Annotated in this window: 13 protein-coding genes; 5 read left to right on the forward strand and 8 right to left on the reverse strand. The window is 72.9% G+C overall.

What is annotated here, in order from left to right:
* Positions 1–73 precede the first annotated feature (73 nt).
* Together MY520_RS06565 and MY520_RS06570 are read left to right on the forward strand one after the other, a co-directional pair.
* Entirely contained in the window at positions 74–2,944 is a 2,871-nt protein-coding gene (locus MY520_RS06565; RefSeq protein ID WP_436691275.1) for a vitamin B12-dependent ribonucleotide reductase, read from the forward strand.
* A 378-nt stretch (positions 2,945–3,322) separates the two neighbouring features.
* Positions 3,323–4,558 carry an AlbA family DNA-binding domain-containing protein gene (locus MY520_RS06570; RefSeq protein ID WP_436691276.1) on the forward strand — a complete coding sequence of 412 codons (1,236 nt, stop codon included), beginning with the start codon at positions 3,323–3,325 and terminating at the stop codon, positions 4,556–4,558.
* On the opposite strand, the gene MY520_RS06575 is transcribed toward MY520_RS06570, so the two are convergent.
* The 4 genes from MY520_RS06575 to MY520_RS06590 form a co-directional block, all read right to left on the reverse strand.
* On the reverse strand, positions 4,555–5,448 hold the full coding sequence (locus MY520_RS06575; protein ID WP_436691277.1) for a hypothetical protein: 894 nt from the start codon (positions 5,446–5,448) through the stop codon (positions 4,555–4,557). The two genes, MY520_RS06570 and MY520_RS06575, sit on opposite strands and share 4 nt — an antisense overlap.
* A 151-nt stretch (positions 5,449–5,599) precedes the next feature.
* Positions 5,600–6,526, reverse strand: a complete 927-nt coding sequence (locus MY520_RS06580; RefSeq protein WP_436691278.1) for a DMT family transporter — start codon at positions 6,524–6,526, stop codon at positions 5,600–5,602.
* Positions 6,527–6,531: 5 nt separating this feature from the next.
* Positions 6,532–7,257, reverse strand: coding sequence for a B3/B4 domain-containing protein (locus MY520_RS06585; RefSeq protein WP_436691279.1), 726 nt, complete (start codon positions 7,255–7,257; stop codon positions 6,532–6,534).
* Entirely contained in the window at positions 7,254–7,847 is a 594-nt protein-coding gene (locus MY520_RS06590; protein WP_436691280.1) for a helix-turn-helix domain-containing protein, read from the reverse strand. Before MY520_RS06590 ends, MY520_RS06585 begins: the two co-directional genes overlap by 4 nt.
* A gap of 143 nt (positions 7,848–7,990) precedes the next feature.
* Between MY520_RS06590 and MY520_RS06595 the strand changes: the two genes are divergently transcribed.
* The 3 genes from MY520_RS06595 to MY520_RS06605 are packed head-to-tail and all read left to right on the forward strand — an operon-like array spanning position 7,991 to position 10,844.
* Entirely contained in the window at positions 7,991–9,139 is a 1,149-nt protein-coding gene (locus MY520_RS06595; protein ID WP_436691281.1) for a trans-sulfuration enzyme family protein, read from the forward strand.
* Complete coding sequence (locus tag MY520_RS06600; RefSeq protein WP_436691282.1) at positions 9,136–10,014, forward strand: MOSC domain-containing protein; 879 nt, start codon at positions 9,136–9,138, stop codon at positions 10,012–10,014. Before MY520_RS06595 ends, MY520_RS06600 begins: the two co-directional genes overlap by 4 nt.
* A 17-nt stretch (positions 10,015–10,031) precedes the next feature.
* A complete protein-coding gene (locus tag MY520_RS06605) occupies positions 10,032–10,844 on the forward strand; it encodes a PhzF family phenazine biosynthesis protein (protein WP_436691283.1) in 813 nt (270 codons plus the stop codon).
* Positions 10,845–11,087: 243 nt separating this feature from the next.
* On the opposite strand, the gene MY520_RS06610 is transcribed toward MY520_RS06605, so the two are convergent.
* From MY520_RS06610 to MY520_RS06625, 4 genes are all read right to left on the reverse strand, one after another.
* The gene (locus MY520_RS06610; RefSeq protein ID WP_436691284.1) at positions 11,088–13,298 is read right to left on the reverse strand and encodes a zinc-ribbon domain-containing protein; all 2,211 of its coding nucleotides are present in this window, start codon (positions 13,296–13,298) and stop codon (positions 11,088–11,090) included.
* 119 nt (positions 13,299–13,417) lie between these two features.
* A complete protein-coding gene (locus tag MY520_RS06615) occupies positions 13,418–14,044 on the reverse strand; it encodes a helix-turn-helix domain-containing protein (protein WP_436691285.1) in 627 nt (208 codons plus the stop codon).
* Positions 14,041–15,213, reverse strand: coding sequence for a hypothetical protein (locus MY520_RS06620; RefSeq protein ID WP_436691286.1), 1,173 nt, complete (start codon positions 15,211–15,213; stop codon positions 14,041–14,043). Before MY520_RS06620 ends, MY520_RS06615 begins: the two co-directional genes overlap by 4 nt.
* Positions 15,210–15,482, reverse strand: coding sequence for a hypothetical protein (locus MY520_RS06625; RefSeq protein WP_436691287.1), 273 nt, complete (start codon positions 15,480–15,482; stop codon positions 15,210–15,212). The genes MY520_RS06620 and MY520_RS06625 overlap by 4 nt, the downstream gene beginning before the upstream one ends.
* Positions 15,483–15,929: the final 447 nt, after the last annotated feature.

Genomic DNA, 15,929 nt, shown 5'->3' on the forward strand with positions numbered 1-15,929 from the left:
GCTACACACCAATCAGCAGCACCGGACTGCGGCTCTTCCCCAGCCGCCGGACCACCAGATGAGGGAGAGCTCCGTGACCGAGACCGAGGACCGCCTGTCGGGCCGCACGCGTCGCGCCGCCAAGGCGCCGACCCGGGGGAAGGGCCTGAAGATCAAGCGGGTCTTCACCACCGCCGGGGTGCACCCGTACGACGAGGTGACCTGGGAGCGTCGTGACGTCGTCATGACGAACTGGCGGGATGGTTCGATCAACTTCGAGCAGCGCGGTGTGGAGTTCCCCGCCGAGTGGAGCATCAACGCCACCAACATCGTCACGACGAAGTACTTCCGCGGTGCCGTCGGCACCCCGCAACGGGAGAGCAGCCTCCGTCAGCTCATCGACCGCGTGGTGCTCACCTACGGCCAGGCGGGCCGGGAGCACGGGTACTTCGCCACCGAGGGCGACGCGGAGATCTTCGAGCACGAGCTGACCTGGATGCTGCTGCACCAGTACTTCAGCTTCAACAGCCCCGTGTGGTTCAACGTCGGCACCAGCGCCCCGCAGCAGGTCAGTGCCTGCTTCATCCTCGCCGTCGACGACGAGATGGACTCGATCCTGAACTGGTACCGCGAGGAGGGGCTCATCTTCAAGGGCGGCTCCGGTGCCGGCCTCAACCTCTCCCGCATCCGCTCGTCCAAGGAGCTGCTCTCCTCCGGCGGCACCGCCTCCGGCCCGGTCAGCTTCATGCGCGGCGCCGACGCCTCGGCCGGCACCATCAAGTCCGGTGGTGCCACCCGCCGCGCGGCCAAGATGGTCGTCCTCGACATCGACCACCCCGACATCGAGGAGTTCATCGAGACCAAGGCGCGCGAGGAGGACAAGATCCGCGCGCTGCGCGACGCCGGGTACGACATGGACCTCGGCGGCAAGGACATCACCAGCGTCCAGTACCAGAACGCGAACAACTCGGTCCGCGTCTCGGACGAGTTCATGCGCGCCGTCGAGGACGGCACCGACTTCGGTCTCCGCGCGCGCCTGGACGGCGCCGTCATCGAGACCGTCGACGCCAAGACGCTGTTCCGCAAGGTCACCCGTGCCGCGTGGGAGTGCGCCGACCCGGGCATCCAGTACGACGACACGATCAACGACTGGCACACCAACCCCGAGACCGGCCGCATCAACGCGTCCAACCCGTGCTCGGAGTACATGAGCCTGGACAACAGCTCGTGCAACCTGGCGTCGCTGAACCTCATGAAGTTCCTGAAGGACGACGGCACCTTCGACTCCAAGAGCTTCGTGAAGGCCGTCGAGCTGGTGATCACGGCGATGGACATCTCCATCTGCTTCGCCGACTTCCCGACCGAGCCGATCGCGGAGACCACCCGCGCCTACCGGCAGCTGGGCATCGGGTACGCCAACCTCGGCGCGCTGCTCATGGCCACCGGTCACGCCTACGACTCGCGCGGCGGCCAGACCCTGGCGGCGGCCATCACCTCGCTGATGACCGGTACGGCCTACCGTCGCTCGGCCGAGTTGGCCGGCATCGTCGGCGCCTACGAGGGCTACGCCCGCAACGCCGACGCGCACGCCCGCGTCATGCGCAAGCACGCCGCGGCCAACGACGCGATCCGCCCGGTCGGCGCCGACGACGCCGACGTGCTGCGGGCCGCCACCGCGCAGTGGCAGGAGTGCCTGGAGATCGGTGGGGACTTCGGCTGGCGCAACGCGCAGGCCTCCGTGCTGGCCCCCACCGGCACCATCGGCTTCATGATGGACTGCGACACGACCGGCATCGAGCCGGACTTCTCGCTGGTCAAGTTCAAGAAGCTGGTCGGCGGCGGCTCCATGCAGATCGTCAACCAGACGGTGCCGCGCGCGCTCAAGAGCCTGGGATACCAGGAGGAGCAGGTCGAGGCGATCGTCGAGTACATCGCCGAGCACGGCCACGTGGTCAACGCGCCCACCCTGCGTCCCGAGCACTACGAGGTGTTCGACTGCGCCATGGGTGAGCGGGCCATCTCCCCCATGGGCCACGTCCGCATGATGGCCGCAGTGCAGCCGTTCATCTCCGGCGCCATCAGCAAGACGGTCAACATGCCGGAGTCGGCGACCGTCGAAGAGGTCGAGAAGATCTACTTCGAGGGCTGGAAGCTCGGCCTCAAGGCGCTGGCGATCTACCGCGACAACTGCAAGGTCGGGCAGCCGCTCTCCGACGGCAAGGGCAAGAACGACGGCACCAAGGCCGAGGCGCCCGTCGAGGCCGCGGCTCCGGCCGCGCTCTCGCATCCGGTGCGCAAGCGGCTGCCGAAGAAGCGGACCAGCGTGACGACGTCGTTCAGCGTTGCCGGTGCCGAGGGCTACATGACCGCGGGCATGTACGAGGACGGCAGCCTGGGTGAGGTGTTCCTCAAGCTGGGCAAGCAGGGCTCGACCCTCGCCGGTGTCATGGACGCCTTCTCCATCTCGCTGTCGATCGCGCTGCAGCACGGTGTGCCGCTGGAGACCTACATCCAGAAGTTCACCAACATGCGCTTCGAGCCGGCCGGCATGACCGACGACCCGGACATCCGGATCGCCCAGTCGGTGATGGACTACATCTTCCGTCGCCTCGCGCTGGACCACCTGTCGGTGGACAAGCGCGCCAACCTCGGCATCTTCAGCGCCGAGGAGCGCGCCGCGCAGGTCTCCGGGTACGGCACCTCCGCGTCGACCGCCACGGTGGCCGAGGAGGAGGAGGTCGACCTCGAGGCGCTGCGCGGCTCGGCGCCGACGGAGGCCCCGACCAAGCCGGCGGTCAAGGCCGAGAAGCCGCTCAAGGAGGCGCACTCCTCGGCCGAGCTCCTCGAGCTGGTCACCGGCACGGCGACCGACGCGCCGCTCTGCATGACCTGCGGCACGAAGATGCGTCCGGCCGGCAGCTGCTACGTCTGCGAGGGCTGCGGCTCGACCAGCGGGTGCAGCTGATGTAGTCGGCCAGGAAATGTCCGCGTTGGCCTGGACAGCAATGTCCTGAGTTCGGACAGCAATGTCCCGGACTTGGCCAACCGGACATTTCCTCACGTGATCGGCCTGCTTACCGGCCCGGTCCCCGCACGGGGCCGGGCCGGTGGCATTGGGCGCCAGTGTGAGGAAAGCGCGCCTGCCCAACTTGTACGGGACGTCGCGTCTAGGCCTCAAGGGCGGCCCCTGCACGCTTGCGGGCCGGCCTCGGGGGACCGCGATACGTGTGCCCCGCAGTGACTACAAGACCTCCTGGTATGCGGTGACGCGTCGGGGAGGAGCCCGTCGGCGCCTTGTCCGGGTGGTCCCGGCGTTGCCCCGAGGGTCTGGGACGGTGTTGCGGTGACGTCGAGCGGCTCGTTCTACCTCGGTCCCCGCAGGTCTCGGCTGCAGGCCGGATCGTGGAACGACGTTGTCGCTGCGGCTGCCGCGGGCGTGCTGGACGAGACGCAGTGGGTGGAGCTGAAGCAGGCGGTGCCGGCGGCGAGCAAGCCGGCCAACCTGGAGCTGGCGCGGGACCTGGCGTCGTTGAGCGTGGACGGCGGCGTGCTGGTCATCGGCATCGCCGATGCCGGCGGCGCGGCCGGGGACGTGGTGGGTGTGGACCTGTCGGGTCTGGAGTCGCGGATCGCGCAGGTTGCCGCCGGGAGGATCAGCCCGCCGCTTCCGGTGGCCTTCGACGTGTTCGGCAAGCCGGGTGAGCCGGAGGTCGGGGTGGCCGTGGTGACGGTGCCGGCCAGCGAGGGCGCGCCGCACATGGTGGACGGGTCCTACTGGGGGCGCAGTGCCCACGGCAAGCGGGTGCTGTCCGACGAGGAGGTGCGCCGCCTGCTGGGTGACCGGCAGGCGCGGGCGGCCGGGTTCATCGACCGGCTGCGCGAGGCGCCCGCGCGGCTGGACCCGCCGGACCTGGGTGGGCTGGGGCGCATGTACGTGCTGCTCGAGCCGGCTGCGGTCGCCGCGGAGCCGATGAGCGAGCTGCTGGAGGACCGGCATCTGCTGCACGTGCTCGTGCCTGCGGTGGGATTCCGCCCGCGGTTGAGTCCCTCGCTGACCTCGGTCGGCGTGGGGGTTCCTCATCCGCACGGGCTGGCGGCGGCCTCGACGGCGCTCGAGTTCGCCGGCCGGGAACCGGACGGGTTCCTGCTGGTGCTGCTCGCCGACGACGGCACGGTGCAATTGTCCGCACCGGCGGTGCGGACCTTCGGGCAGCGTCCGGGGGCTCCTGACGTCGTCTTCCCCGCACTGGTGCTGGAGCTCTTGCATAGTGTGGTGTCCGCCGCCGGGCGGCTGGCCGAGGAGCACACCGGCTATCAGGGGCTGTGGCGCGTCGGCCTGCTGGTCACGGGGCTGCGCGGGCTCGTGCCCAACCAGGCGCACAGCGAAGCGGGGTTCCAGCGCTTCGTGCCGTATCCCGCCGAGGACTATCACAAGATCGGTCAGGCCACGACGCGGCAGCTGGTCGAGCAGACCCCCGCCGTCGTCGAGCAGCTGGTGAAGGGCCTGCTGCGCGGGCTGGGCGTCGACCGCCGGTTCCTGCCTTACGAGGACCCCAGCGACATCGCGCTGCGCAGCTAGATGCTGCCGGGCCGGCTGCCGCGGACGTCGTCCTGTGTGGCGCCGTCGGGGACGAGCCGAGCGACATCGAGGTGGTTGACCGCCCGGAGCTCCCACAGCCGCCACGCCTCGTTGAGGACCAGCGTCGCGGCGTTGAGACCGGTCATGAGCTCGTCCATGTCGGCGCGTAGCAGCGGGCCGCCGTCGGGCGTGCGGCGGGTCGTGGTCTGCCAGGTCCGGGCGTGGGCGTCGGCACTGCCCTTCTGCCACGCGGCGCGCAGACCGGCCTGCAGGCGCACCTGCTCGGCCGGAGGCTGGTGACGGGAGAGCACCCGGCCGGCCTGCACGATGCAGGTGGTGTCGACCAGGCCCCGGCGGCGCTCGTCCTGAGTGGCACCGTGCTCCCGGGCGACCCGGTGCGCCTCGTCGACCTGCTGCTGGAGGCGCTCGATGAGGGACTCGTGGGGTGCGACGGCGTCCTCCCCGAGGGAGGCGGTCATCTCGGCCATCGCCTTCTGGTGCCACAGGTGGTCGCGGTGGTCGGTGAGCGCGGCCAGCGCCGCCCGCTTGACGCGCTCGCCGCGCGCGACACCGGGGCTGTCGTCGAGCAGGTAGACGGCGATGGCGGCGGCTAGCAGCGCGGCGCGCAGGAGGGTCGCGGCGGCGAAGGTGTGCACCGTGCCGGCGGTGAGCCACAGGTCGCGCACGGCCTTGAGGTGATCTACGGCCGAGGTGGTTGCCTGCCAGGCGATGGCGGCCAGCCGAGGGTAGGCCTTGAGGTCACCGTCGAGGCCGCTGCCGGGCTGCACGTCGGGCTGCCGGCGGGTGCGCTGGTCCCAGGCCGGCAGGGCGTCGTCGAAGACCCGCCGCAGGCGCCGGCTGACCTCGTCCGAGAGCTGGACATGGGTCATCGGGCGGCCTCGTGCACGGCGGTCATCTGCTCATCGTCACGGGCGCCGGGGACGCCGGGAACAGGACCCCGAAAGGGAAAGCCGGGGTGACCCCCGAGCATCCGGGAGAGCCCACCTGCCCTTGCTAGGCCCTGTACTGGCACTCGAGTCGTCAGCGGTGAGCCGGTTCGACGTCATCTCGGCGGCGAGTGCCCTGGGTCCGGGGCTTGAGCTCGCTGACGACCACGCCGGCGACGATGAGCGCGGCGCCGACGACGGCGAGGCCGGGCAGTCGGTCGCCGGCGAGGCGCCCGACGATGCCGCCCCACACCGGCTCGCCGGCGTAGATGACCGTCGCCCTGGTCGGTGACACAGACTGCTGCGCCCAGTTCATGGTGATCTGGATGAGGCAGCTGGCGGCCCCGAGACCGATCGCGGCGGCCAGCCAGAGCCAGGAGAAGGACGGGACGGCCTCGCCGACGACGGGCATCATCGCCACCGACAGGCCGCCGCCGACGAGCAGCTGCACTACCGTGACCCGGCCGAGGTCGACGGTGCCGGCGAACAGGCCGATGAGGACGATCTCCGCGGCGATGGCGACGGTGCTGATCAGCGTCAGGACCTCGCCGGTGCTCAGCGTCAGCCCCGCCGAGCCGGGGTCGGCCAGGAGGACGAGCCCGGCGAAGGCGAGCGCCACCCCGGCCCAGGCGGCGGGCTTGGGGGCGCGGCGGAAGGCCGCCCACTGAAGCAGCGGTACGAGCGGGACGTAGAGCGCGGTGAGGAACGCGGAGGTGCTGCTGGGGATCGTCTGCAGTCCGACGGTCTGCAGCGCGTAGCCGCCGAAGATCGTCACGCCGATCGCCGCGCCGGCACCCAGCTCGCGCCGCGTGAGCCCGGTGAGCGTGCGCCGGAAGATGAGCGCGCTGATCGCGCCGGCGGCGAGGAAACGCAGGCCCACGAAGAGCAGCGGCCCGCCGTGCTGGACCGCGAGGTGGACGATGAGGAACGTCGTGCCCCAGACCGCGGTGACGGCGACCAGTGCCAGCTCCTGCGGGCTGAACCGGACACCCCAGCGGGGACGACGCCTGGTGTGCAGCATCGCGCTCACCCGTCGGCGTCGGCGCGGGTGAGCAGCCGGCGGTGGAAGGTGGCGTCCGGGCTGAGGGCGAGCAGGCCCTCGGTGAGCGCGTCGGCCGCGGCGTGCGCGTCGTCATCGGTCAGCGGGTCGAGCACGTCGAGGAGGAAGACAGCGCTGGTGGTGGCGGTGGTGATGCCAGTGCGGGTGCACTGTCGCCAGTTCCACCGGCGGCAGGTGACGCCGACGTCGTCGCGCCAGACGACCTCGCCGACCTCGGGGTGCTCGACGACCGCCTCGCCGCCGGCGACGGTGTCGAACGACTCGGTGCCGTCGGCGCGGACGAGTCGCGGCGGGCTGGCGTAGGCGGCGCGGTCCTCCCCACCGAAGGGCAGCGTGGAGGCAATCGAGACAGCGTTGTAGACGTCGGTGATCCGATCGATGCGCGGCAGGCCGCCGGGATCGAGCCGGCGCATCAGCGCCTCCACGCTGGGCCGGGTGCGCTGCGGCTTGGCGCCGAAGGACCGGTAGGCCTCCCGCCACGCGGCCAGGTGTGGCAGTTCCTCGGGCTTGCGACCGTCGAGCCGCTCCCGCGCCGTGGTCTCGGCGGCGGTGAGAACCTGCTCGCTGACCGCGTCGCTGGGGCCGCCCTGCAGGCCGTCGGCGGTCAGCAGCACTACCCGGTAGTCCGGCCGCAGCGCGAAGACCGCGTCGTCGACGGTGGCGGCGGCGAGCCACTGCTGGGGGTCGGTCACGGACGGCTCCCGGTGACGTGGGGCTGGAAGACGGTGAGGGCGAAGCGGGCGGGGCCGGCGGCGTCGGCGGGGGTGGCGTAGCCGTGGGCGACGTCGCCGGCGAAGGCCGCGGAGTCGCCCACTGTCAGCCGCTCGGTGCGGTCACCGACGCGCAGGTCGACAGCGCCCTCCAGGACGAGCAGCAGCTCCCGGGTGCCGGCGCTGTGGGCCTCGCTGGTGTTCGCATCGCCGGGCTGCAGCGTCCAGTCCCACAGCTCGACGACGTCGGGCGGCTGGGTGCCGGCGACCAGCAACGCCTGGCCGCCGTGGTCGCCGTGCCACAGCGCCGGGGCCCGCCCGGCCGCGGTCACGGTGAGGGCGTGCGGACGCTCGACGTCGACCAACACCGGCAGCCCGACGCCGAGGGCGTCGCTGATCCGCAGCAGGGTGGCGATGCTCGGGTTGCCCTCGCCGTGCTCGATGGTGATGACCATGCGGCGGCTGACCCCGGAGCGGTCGGCCAGCTCGTCCAGCGTCCAGCCGCGGGCGGTCCGGTGCTGCCGAACCCGCTGCCCGATCACCTCGTTGACCGCGACCGCTGCGTTCGTCATCTGCTCCGCCTCCCTTGCGCCAGCCCCACCGACTGCGGCTACGCTGCCCTCCATAGTGCAGTATACTGCATAACGACGTGAGGGGATGGCCGTGCCAGAAGACCGAACGGTCGATGCCGGGCTACGGGTAGGTGGAGACGCGCTTGGCGACGGCGGGCCGCCCGTCCGGGCCGGGGCAGCCGCTCAACGTGCCGATCGTCCCGGCGTCGAACTTCCGCGCCGCGCCGTCCGGGGCGGCGGGCCGGGAGTACTCCCGCGATGACGGCACTCCGGGCTGGGAGGCGCTGGAGGGGCTGATCGGCGAGCTGGAGGGCGGTCCCGCGGTGTCGTTCTCCTCTGGGATGGCAGCGATCGCCGCTGTCCTGGAGCTGCTGCCGGTCGGCGCCCGCGTCGTCGCCCCTCGGGACAGCTACACCGGCCTGCGCGGCCTGCTGGCGGACGGCGAGGCTGCCGGTGGCCGCTGGCGGTCGCGGATCGTGGACATGACCGACGCCGGTGACCTGCTGGCCGCGGTCGCCGACGCGGACCTGGTGTGGCTGGAGACCCCGAGCAACCCGCTGCTGGACGTCGTCGGCATCGCCGAGGTCGCTCGGGCGGCCGCGGCGGCCGGCGCGCTGGTGGCGGTGGACAACACCTTCGCCACCCCGCTGTTGCAGAACCCGCTGGGCCTGGGCGCGGACTTCGTCGTGCACAGCGCGACCAAGTCGATCGGTGGGCACTCCGACCTGCTGCTCGGTCTGGTGGTGTGCCGCCGCCCCGAGGACCGGGCGCGGCTGAGCCGCCGCCGCGAGGTCGCCGGCGCCACCCCCGGCGCGCTGGAGGCGTTCCTCGCGCTGCGCGGCGCGCGCACCCTGGCTGTCCGGCTGCGGCAGGAGCAGGAGACGGCCGGCGAGCTCGCCCGCCGGCTGGCGGTGCACCCCGCGGTCGGCCGGGTGCGCTACCCCGGCCTGCCCGACGACCCCAACCACGCCCGTGCCGCCGAGCAGATGCGCGGATTCGGCACCGTGCTCAGCTTCGAGCTGCCCGACGCCGCCACCGCCGACGCCGTCTGCGCCGCCCTGGCGGTCATCTCGCACGCCACCAGCCTCGGCGGGGTCGAGTCCACCATCGAGCGGCGCGCGAAGCTCCCCGGCCAGGAACACATCCCGGCCGGCCTGCTGCGGCTGAGCGTGGGCTGCGAGCACGTCGAGGACCTGTGGGCCGACCTGCGCACCGCCCTCGGAGACCCCGCCACGGAAGCGCCCGCCGAGTCCACCGTCCGTCCGACCGTTCCCGCCGGGAGTCACCCGTGATCGACGCCGACCTGCCCACCGCCCCCTCGACCAGTCCGCTGGCCTGCGGGTTCGCCGCCTGCCTCGCCTCGGTCACCGAGGTGCCGGTGGCCGACCTTCCCCTGCCCGCCGGTGACCTGCCCCAGGCGCTGGGCGCGTGGCGTTCCTGGCTGGCCGCGCGGGGCTCCGGCTTGGTGTCCATCGCCGACCCCACCAGCTTCCAATGGGCCGGCTGGTGGATCGCCGTCGTGCAGACCGGTGACACCGAGGTCGCCACGCTGGCCTTCGGCACCCCGCCGGGCATCGTGCTCAGCCCCCAAGACCCCGCACTCCTCGGCCGGGCGACCACGGAGCTGCCGATCACCGCCGCCTACGCCGTCGCCTCTCTCGACCCCGTGCTCCGTGCAGCGACGGCGACGGCGACGCTCGATCTGCATGGCACCGTCGAGGGCCTGGCGGTCGCCCCCGCGGCCGAGGCCACGATGCGACTGCTCGAGGTCGCCTCCGCCCGCGCCGGTCGCGGCCTCGAGGGTGACCGGTACGCCACCGGCGCCGGCACCTTCAGCCCCCGCGCCGGTCACCGGCCCGGCTACGACCTGACCCTGATGGCCGCCGAGGTCCTCGACGAGCTCGCCACCGCCGGGCATGCGATCGACTTCGCCGCCACCCGCCGCAACGTCCTCACCCGCGGCATCGACGTCAACGCCCTCGTCGGCGCCACCTTCCGCATCGGCGACGTTCTCTGCGCCGGCCGCCGGCTGTGCGAGCCCTGCGTGCACCTGGACCGGCTCAGCGGGCCCGGTCTGCTCCGGCCGCTCATCCACAAGGGCGGATTGCGGGTGGACGTCCTCACCGACGGCGAGATCCGCCTCGGAGCACCGATCCGGCCCGCCTGAGCAGACTGGAGCCGCCCGTGCCCGACAAGACTGCGTTTGCCATCGTCGACGCTTTCACCACCGAGCACCCGTTCTCCGGCAACCCGGCCGGAGTTCTGCTGCTCGACGAGTTCCCCGATCCGAGCTGGATGCAGGGGGTCGCGAACGAGCTGGCACAAGCGGAGACGGCGTTCCTCGCCCCCGGCGAGGCCGGCGCGCTCCTGCTGCGCTGGTTCACCCCGGTGACCGAGGTCGCGTTGTGCGGGCACGCCACGCTGGCCAGCGCCCACTGGCTCTGGGAGTCCGGCGTCCTGCAGCAGGAGGCGGTCGCGTTCATGACCCGGAGCGGACGGCTCACCGCCGTACGTGAGCACGACCGGATCGTGCTCGACTTCCCCGCGGTCCCCGCCACGCAGGTGACGCCGTCCTCGGACCTCCGGACCGCCCTCGCCGGCGCGGTACCCGTCTGGGCGGGAGTCACCGACCATCCCGATGCCGGTGAGCGCAACATGCTGGCCGTCCTCGCGTCGGAAGGCGCTGTGCGCGACCTCTCGCCCGATCTCCAGGCCGTGGTGCGTCTGCCGGTCGGCGGCCTGATCGTCACCGCTCGGCGTCGGGTCGGCGGAGTCGTGTCGCGCTACTTCGCCCCCGCCTACGGGATCCCGGAAGACCCGGTGACCGGGTCAGCCCACTGCACGATCGGCCCCTACTGGTGTGCCGAACTGGGGACCACGCTGTCCGCCGAGCAGGCGTCCCCGCGCGGAGGAGAGCTGACCGTCGTCACCACCGACGCAGGACGGGTGCTCCTCGCGGGGCAGGCACGGACGGCGGCCACCGGGTTCGTGCTCTGACCCGACCGCCATCCCGCTGGTGCGGCCCTCGTCCTCCGCCGCCGAAGCCACGCCGGCGGAGCTCCTCGCCGGACGGTGTCTGGCACCGGACGACGCGTACCCGCGGGATGGCAGATAACGGCCAGTTCAAGGTCCTGCGCCGCGGGTTGTGCAGCGGGCTGCTGCGTAGCCCGCCCGGCTAGCCCTCATACTTCTACGCGTTATCTGCCGTGCGTCGTCGGAAGCGTTCGGTGCACCGGGCACTCACCCGGCCACGGTCCGCCGGCTTCGCCGGATCACCCACGTCCAGCCGGGCAACGACTCGAGCTGTTCGGCCCGCTCGCGGCTCAGATCTCCGCGCCGGTGCTGAACGCGCAGGGTCGCGATCTTTCGTCCCAGCGGATAGCCGTTCTCGACGTGGACCCCGGGCAGGCGAGCTGTTCCTTCGCGGGCGATGTAGCTGAGCAGCGCCTCCTCGAACTGCCCCCACCGGTCGGCCTGGTAGTCCCAGATCCAGCCGGGCACGCCCGCGAGCAGATCGGCCTGGGCCTGGGGCAGCTTGCCGGCTCGGCAAAGGCGCCGCTGCGCCATCAGCCACCGGCCGAGGGGAAAGCCGTCCTCCTCGTACTCACTGGTCGGGCAGGCGTGCCCCTCACGTGCAGCGAATGCGGCGAGCAGGTCCAGCCCGGTGTGGAAGCGCCCCGGCGGTGCCTGCCACTGCCAGGGCTGAGCCGGCGCTGCGGCGGCTCGGTCCAGCGCCGCGTCCAGAAGGTTCCGGGCAGCGGGCGGCAGCACCGCACGCAGGTGGGCCAGCAGCAGCGCGACCAGTTCATCCGCGGCGGCCGCGGGCCGCACCGGAACCGGCAGGTCATCTGGGCCGAGCGGCGGCAGCGGGTGCTCCCGCATCCGCACCACCGTCCATCCCGCGAACCGCAGCTCGGCGGACTTGCGGGCGTCGTGCTGGCCGCGGTCGCGGTGGTAGAAGACGCCGTCGTACTCCAGCACCAGGCGCAGCTCGGTGACGGTGATGTCAGGTCGCCAGCGGCCGCCCGCGGTGACGATCGCCTCCGGCCGTGGATCGACGCGGAGGCCGGGCAGGGCGTGTGCGAGCGCGGATGCGACGGCCAGCTGCCGCTGGGAGATCTGGCGGGGCTTGCACAGCGGGCAGTCCCCGTGCCCGGCGGCCAGCGCGTTCACCCGGCTGGCGACGGTGGTCCGCCAGGTGTGCCCCAGTCCGTTGGGGCACGACCAGGTGACCACTCGGGTGGTGCCGGCGGTGACCTGTTCGGCGGTCAGGCCATCGTTGAGCGCCGGGTCGAGGTCGCGGGCGGCCTGCGGGCAGCGGGTCGCGAGGCTGTTGGTGACCGACATCTGGTGCCCGGCGCAGCACACGCAGCCGTGCCCGTGCAGCGCCCGAGAGGAGACGCGAGTACGCCACCGGTGGTCGGGGCCCTTCGGGCAGCGCCACCAGACCAACCTGCGGGAGCTCTCCGACAGCGCCGCGGGGGTGTCCGGCGCGTTCGCCTCGTGATCGAACTCGGCGACCAGCTCGGGATACCGGGCAAGCATGTTGGTCACCGAGACCCGCTTGCCGGCGCAGTACGGGCACCCGTTGTCCTGGGATGTCCGGGAGACGACGGACACCCGCCAGACGTGGTCGGGGCCGCGGTCACAGCGCCAGGTGATCACCTCGCTGGTACCGGCGAGCACCTGGTCGGCGCGGCGGCCGTCGTTGAGCGCGGGGTCGAACTGGGCGGCGTACGCCGGGTGGAGCGCGGCGAGGTTGTTCGACGCCGATAGCTGGTGGCCCGCGCATGCCGGGCAGCCGGTCGGCTTCACCGCCTTTGTGCGCGAGGAGGGGGCGGCGCGCCACTCGTGGTCGGGATGGACAGGGCACAGCCACCACACCCGGACCGAGCTGCCGGGTCGCACGTCCTGCGGCCGCAGCTGACCGTTGCGGGTGGGATGCCACTGGACCGCGACATCCGGCCGGGCTGCCGCGAGGTTGTCCGTGTCGGTCACGACGGACCCGGCACAGGCCGGGCAGCCGACACCGCGCTCGGTCCGGGGGCCGACCTGCGCCTCCCAGCGGTGGTCGCAGGTGCTGCAGCGCCAGCCGACGCGGCGGTGGGAGCCGGCGATGATCTGGTCGGCGGTCAGCCCGCCGGTCGACGGCGCGGCGGGGTCGAGCTCGGCGGCGATCACTGGGAAGCGCGCGGCGAGGCTGTGGGTGACCGAGGGCTTCTTGCCGTTGCAGCACGGACATCCGGCGCCGTTGGCGATCCGGCGGCGCGGTGGAGCCTTCCACTGGTGGTCGGGACCCTTGTCGCAGATCCAGCCGACGTTCTTGCCGCCACCGGCGGGGATGCGGTCAGCCATCCCCTCCGCCGGATCGAGCTGGGCAGCGAGCGCGGGGTAGTCGGCGACGGTCGCCCCGGGCGGGATGGGGAGGACCTGCTTCGGGGCTCGCGGCACGAAGCAGCAGGCTAGGCCCCCCGCCGGACAGAACGCCTCAACGTGGCCGGTGTGGGGACGGCGCTGGCGGCCGACCCGGTGTGCACCACCCGCTCCTACGCTCAGTCAGCTGTCGGTGCTCATCCGAGGTGCAGGGATGCGGTGGCGTGGGGTGCGAGGACGGGACCGTCGCCGTGGTCGACGACGAGCCCGCGGCGCAGGAGCGCGGGCAGGATGAACCGGCGGTCGGCACCGGAGAGCTTCCGGCGGACGTCCTCGCCGCGGTGGATGCGGCGCAACAGCCGGGCTTCCGCGAGGTTGAGCGGGCGGGCGGCGGCCACGGCGTCGGGCGTCCGAACGAGGGGAACGAGCCACACGTCGTCGTGATGCCGCGCGACGGACATGCCGGCCGCCGACAGCTGGACGTTCAGCGCGGTGACCGCGGCCGAGACGTCGTCCAGCGTCGCGTCCAGCGCGGTGGCGAGAGTGGTGAGGGTCGTGCGGCCGTGGGTGACCAGCGCGGCGCCGACTGCCGCGGTGAGGTCCGCCCCGTCGTCGGTCGCCTCGTCGTGCCGCAGCAGCTGTCCCACCGGCGCGGCCAGGGCGCGGGCGAGGCGTTCGACGACGCGCAGGGGCAGGTCGCCGGCGTCGGCGCCGTCCTCGAGCCGCTTGACGGTGAGCGGGTCGACGCCGATGGCGGCGGCCAGGCGGCGCTGGGAGAGGCCGCGGTCGGTGCGCAGGCGGCGCACGGCGTGCGGGTCGATCACGGCAGCCTCGTGACGGTGACGCCGAGGGCACGCAGCGCGCCCTCGGTGTGGTCCCGGGTGCGCTCGGCCCGGCGCCCGGCGACGTGGATGCCGAGGTCGGAGGCTGCTTCGGTGAGGGCCTTCGTCAGCGCCTTCGGGGTATGCGGCAGGAGCTGCTGATCGGGGCCGGCGCCCTCGGCCAGGCGGAGGTGTCGCTGCGTGCGGATGGCCCGCGCGGTGTGCGGGCCGATCTGCACGGCGCCGTCCGTGGTCGTGAGCGTGGTGCCGGCGTCGCCGACGCGGACGGCGAGCACATCCTCCAGGCCCCAGCCGGTGCGGGTGAGCGCGACGGTGATGGCGCGGTGCGGCTGGCGGTAGGCGGCCAGCCCGGCGTCGGCGTCGACGGCCGGGATGCGGGGGCGCTCCTCGCTGTGCAGCAGCCGGGCCATGTCGGCCTTGACGTAGAGGTCGTGGTGCCAGGCCGCGGTTTGCAGCGCGCGGACCTCGATCGTGAGCTGCGCGTCGGCGGGGGCGGCGTTCAGGATCCGGTGGAGTAGGTCGGCGACGGTGTGCCGGGAGGCGCCGTGGTCGCGCAGCGCCTCGTCGCAGGTGCGCGCCGCGGCGCGGAGGTGGGCGTCGACCCGGGCGGCGTCGTCGGCGGGCAGCGTCTGCGTGCAGGCGGCCCGGAAGGTCAGGAACTCGTCGGCGGGGACGGCGGGGAGGTCGACCGCGGGCGCCGGGTGGGCGATGGGGACGGCGACGGGGTGCGGGACGTCGGCGAGCTCGGCGGTGGTCGCGCGGCGGCGGCTGAGGGCCCGGATGAACGCGTCGCTGCGCGGCGGCCGGTGCAGCAGCCACAGCCGGGCGCCGACCTCTCCGGCGAGCCGCACCAGCCCGGTGAGGATCAGCGGGTGCAGCCGCTGGGCCTCGGTGACGACGAGGTGGTCGATGTCGTGGGCGGTGGCCCAGGCGATGGCGTGCCGGACGTCGTCCTGCTGGTTGCGGCCCTTGCCGGCGATGTCGCGGCGCTTGCCGAGCGCGCCGAGCAGGTCGCCGGCGAGGACGTGCAGGCGGTCCAGGTCCGGCCGGGCCTCCACCCACAGCGCTCCGGTGACCAGCGGCGGATGTGCCGGGATGGTCACCGGGGCGCCGGTGACATCGACGGCGACGAGGGCGGGGGAGAGGGTCACTTCTTCCTCTTCAGCGTGGTGGCGGGCATGGACTGCAGCACCGCCTTCACGAAGGTGCGGTCGAGCACCGGGCGGTCGAGGCCCTGGGCGGCCAGGCGGTCGCGCAGGTGGATCGCGTGCTGCAGGAAGCGGGACCAGTAGCCGACGATGCCGTGGCAGACCCGGGCGTCGATCTCGGCGAGCAGGTCGGCGTCGGCTCCGAGGAACAGGTCGTGCATCGACTGCAGCGCGCGGAGCAGGTCGCCGTCCTTGAGCGGGGTGATCTCCACGGTCGAGCAGACCGCGTCCCACAGCAGCGGGTCCTTGCCGATCGCCTTCGCCGCCTGCGGACCGCCGACGAGGAAGTAGCTGGCCGCTGGCCGTCACGGCCGTGCAGCCACTCCAGCTGGCCGGCGGCCTCCGCCGTCAGCCGCTCGGTGTGCTCGACGACGACGATCCGCGGCTGCGCGGACAGCGCCTCCACGAGGTCGTCCTGCAGGTCGCGCTCGGGCAGGTCGCTGTCGGGGGAGATGATCTGGTCGTGCAGCAGCTGCAGCAGCTTGCGGCCGCTCTCCGTGCCGGCCAGCCGCAGCCGGGCTACCGGCAGCGGCTGGCCGGCGAGGTAGGCGCGCAGGGCGGTGCGCTTGCCGGTGGAGTGCGGGCCGTGGATGACGGCGATCTCGTGCCGGGGCACCACCAGCGCGGCGGCGTCCTCGATCTTCTGGAAGGCCGGGATG

Origin of the sequence: Geodermatophilus sp. CPCC 205506, from assembly GCF_051383635.1 — a bacterium.
GTDB lineage: Bacteria > Actinomycetota > Actinomycetes > Mycobacteriales > Geodermatophilaceae > Geodermatophilus.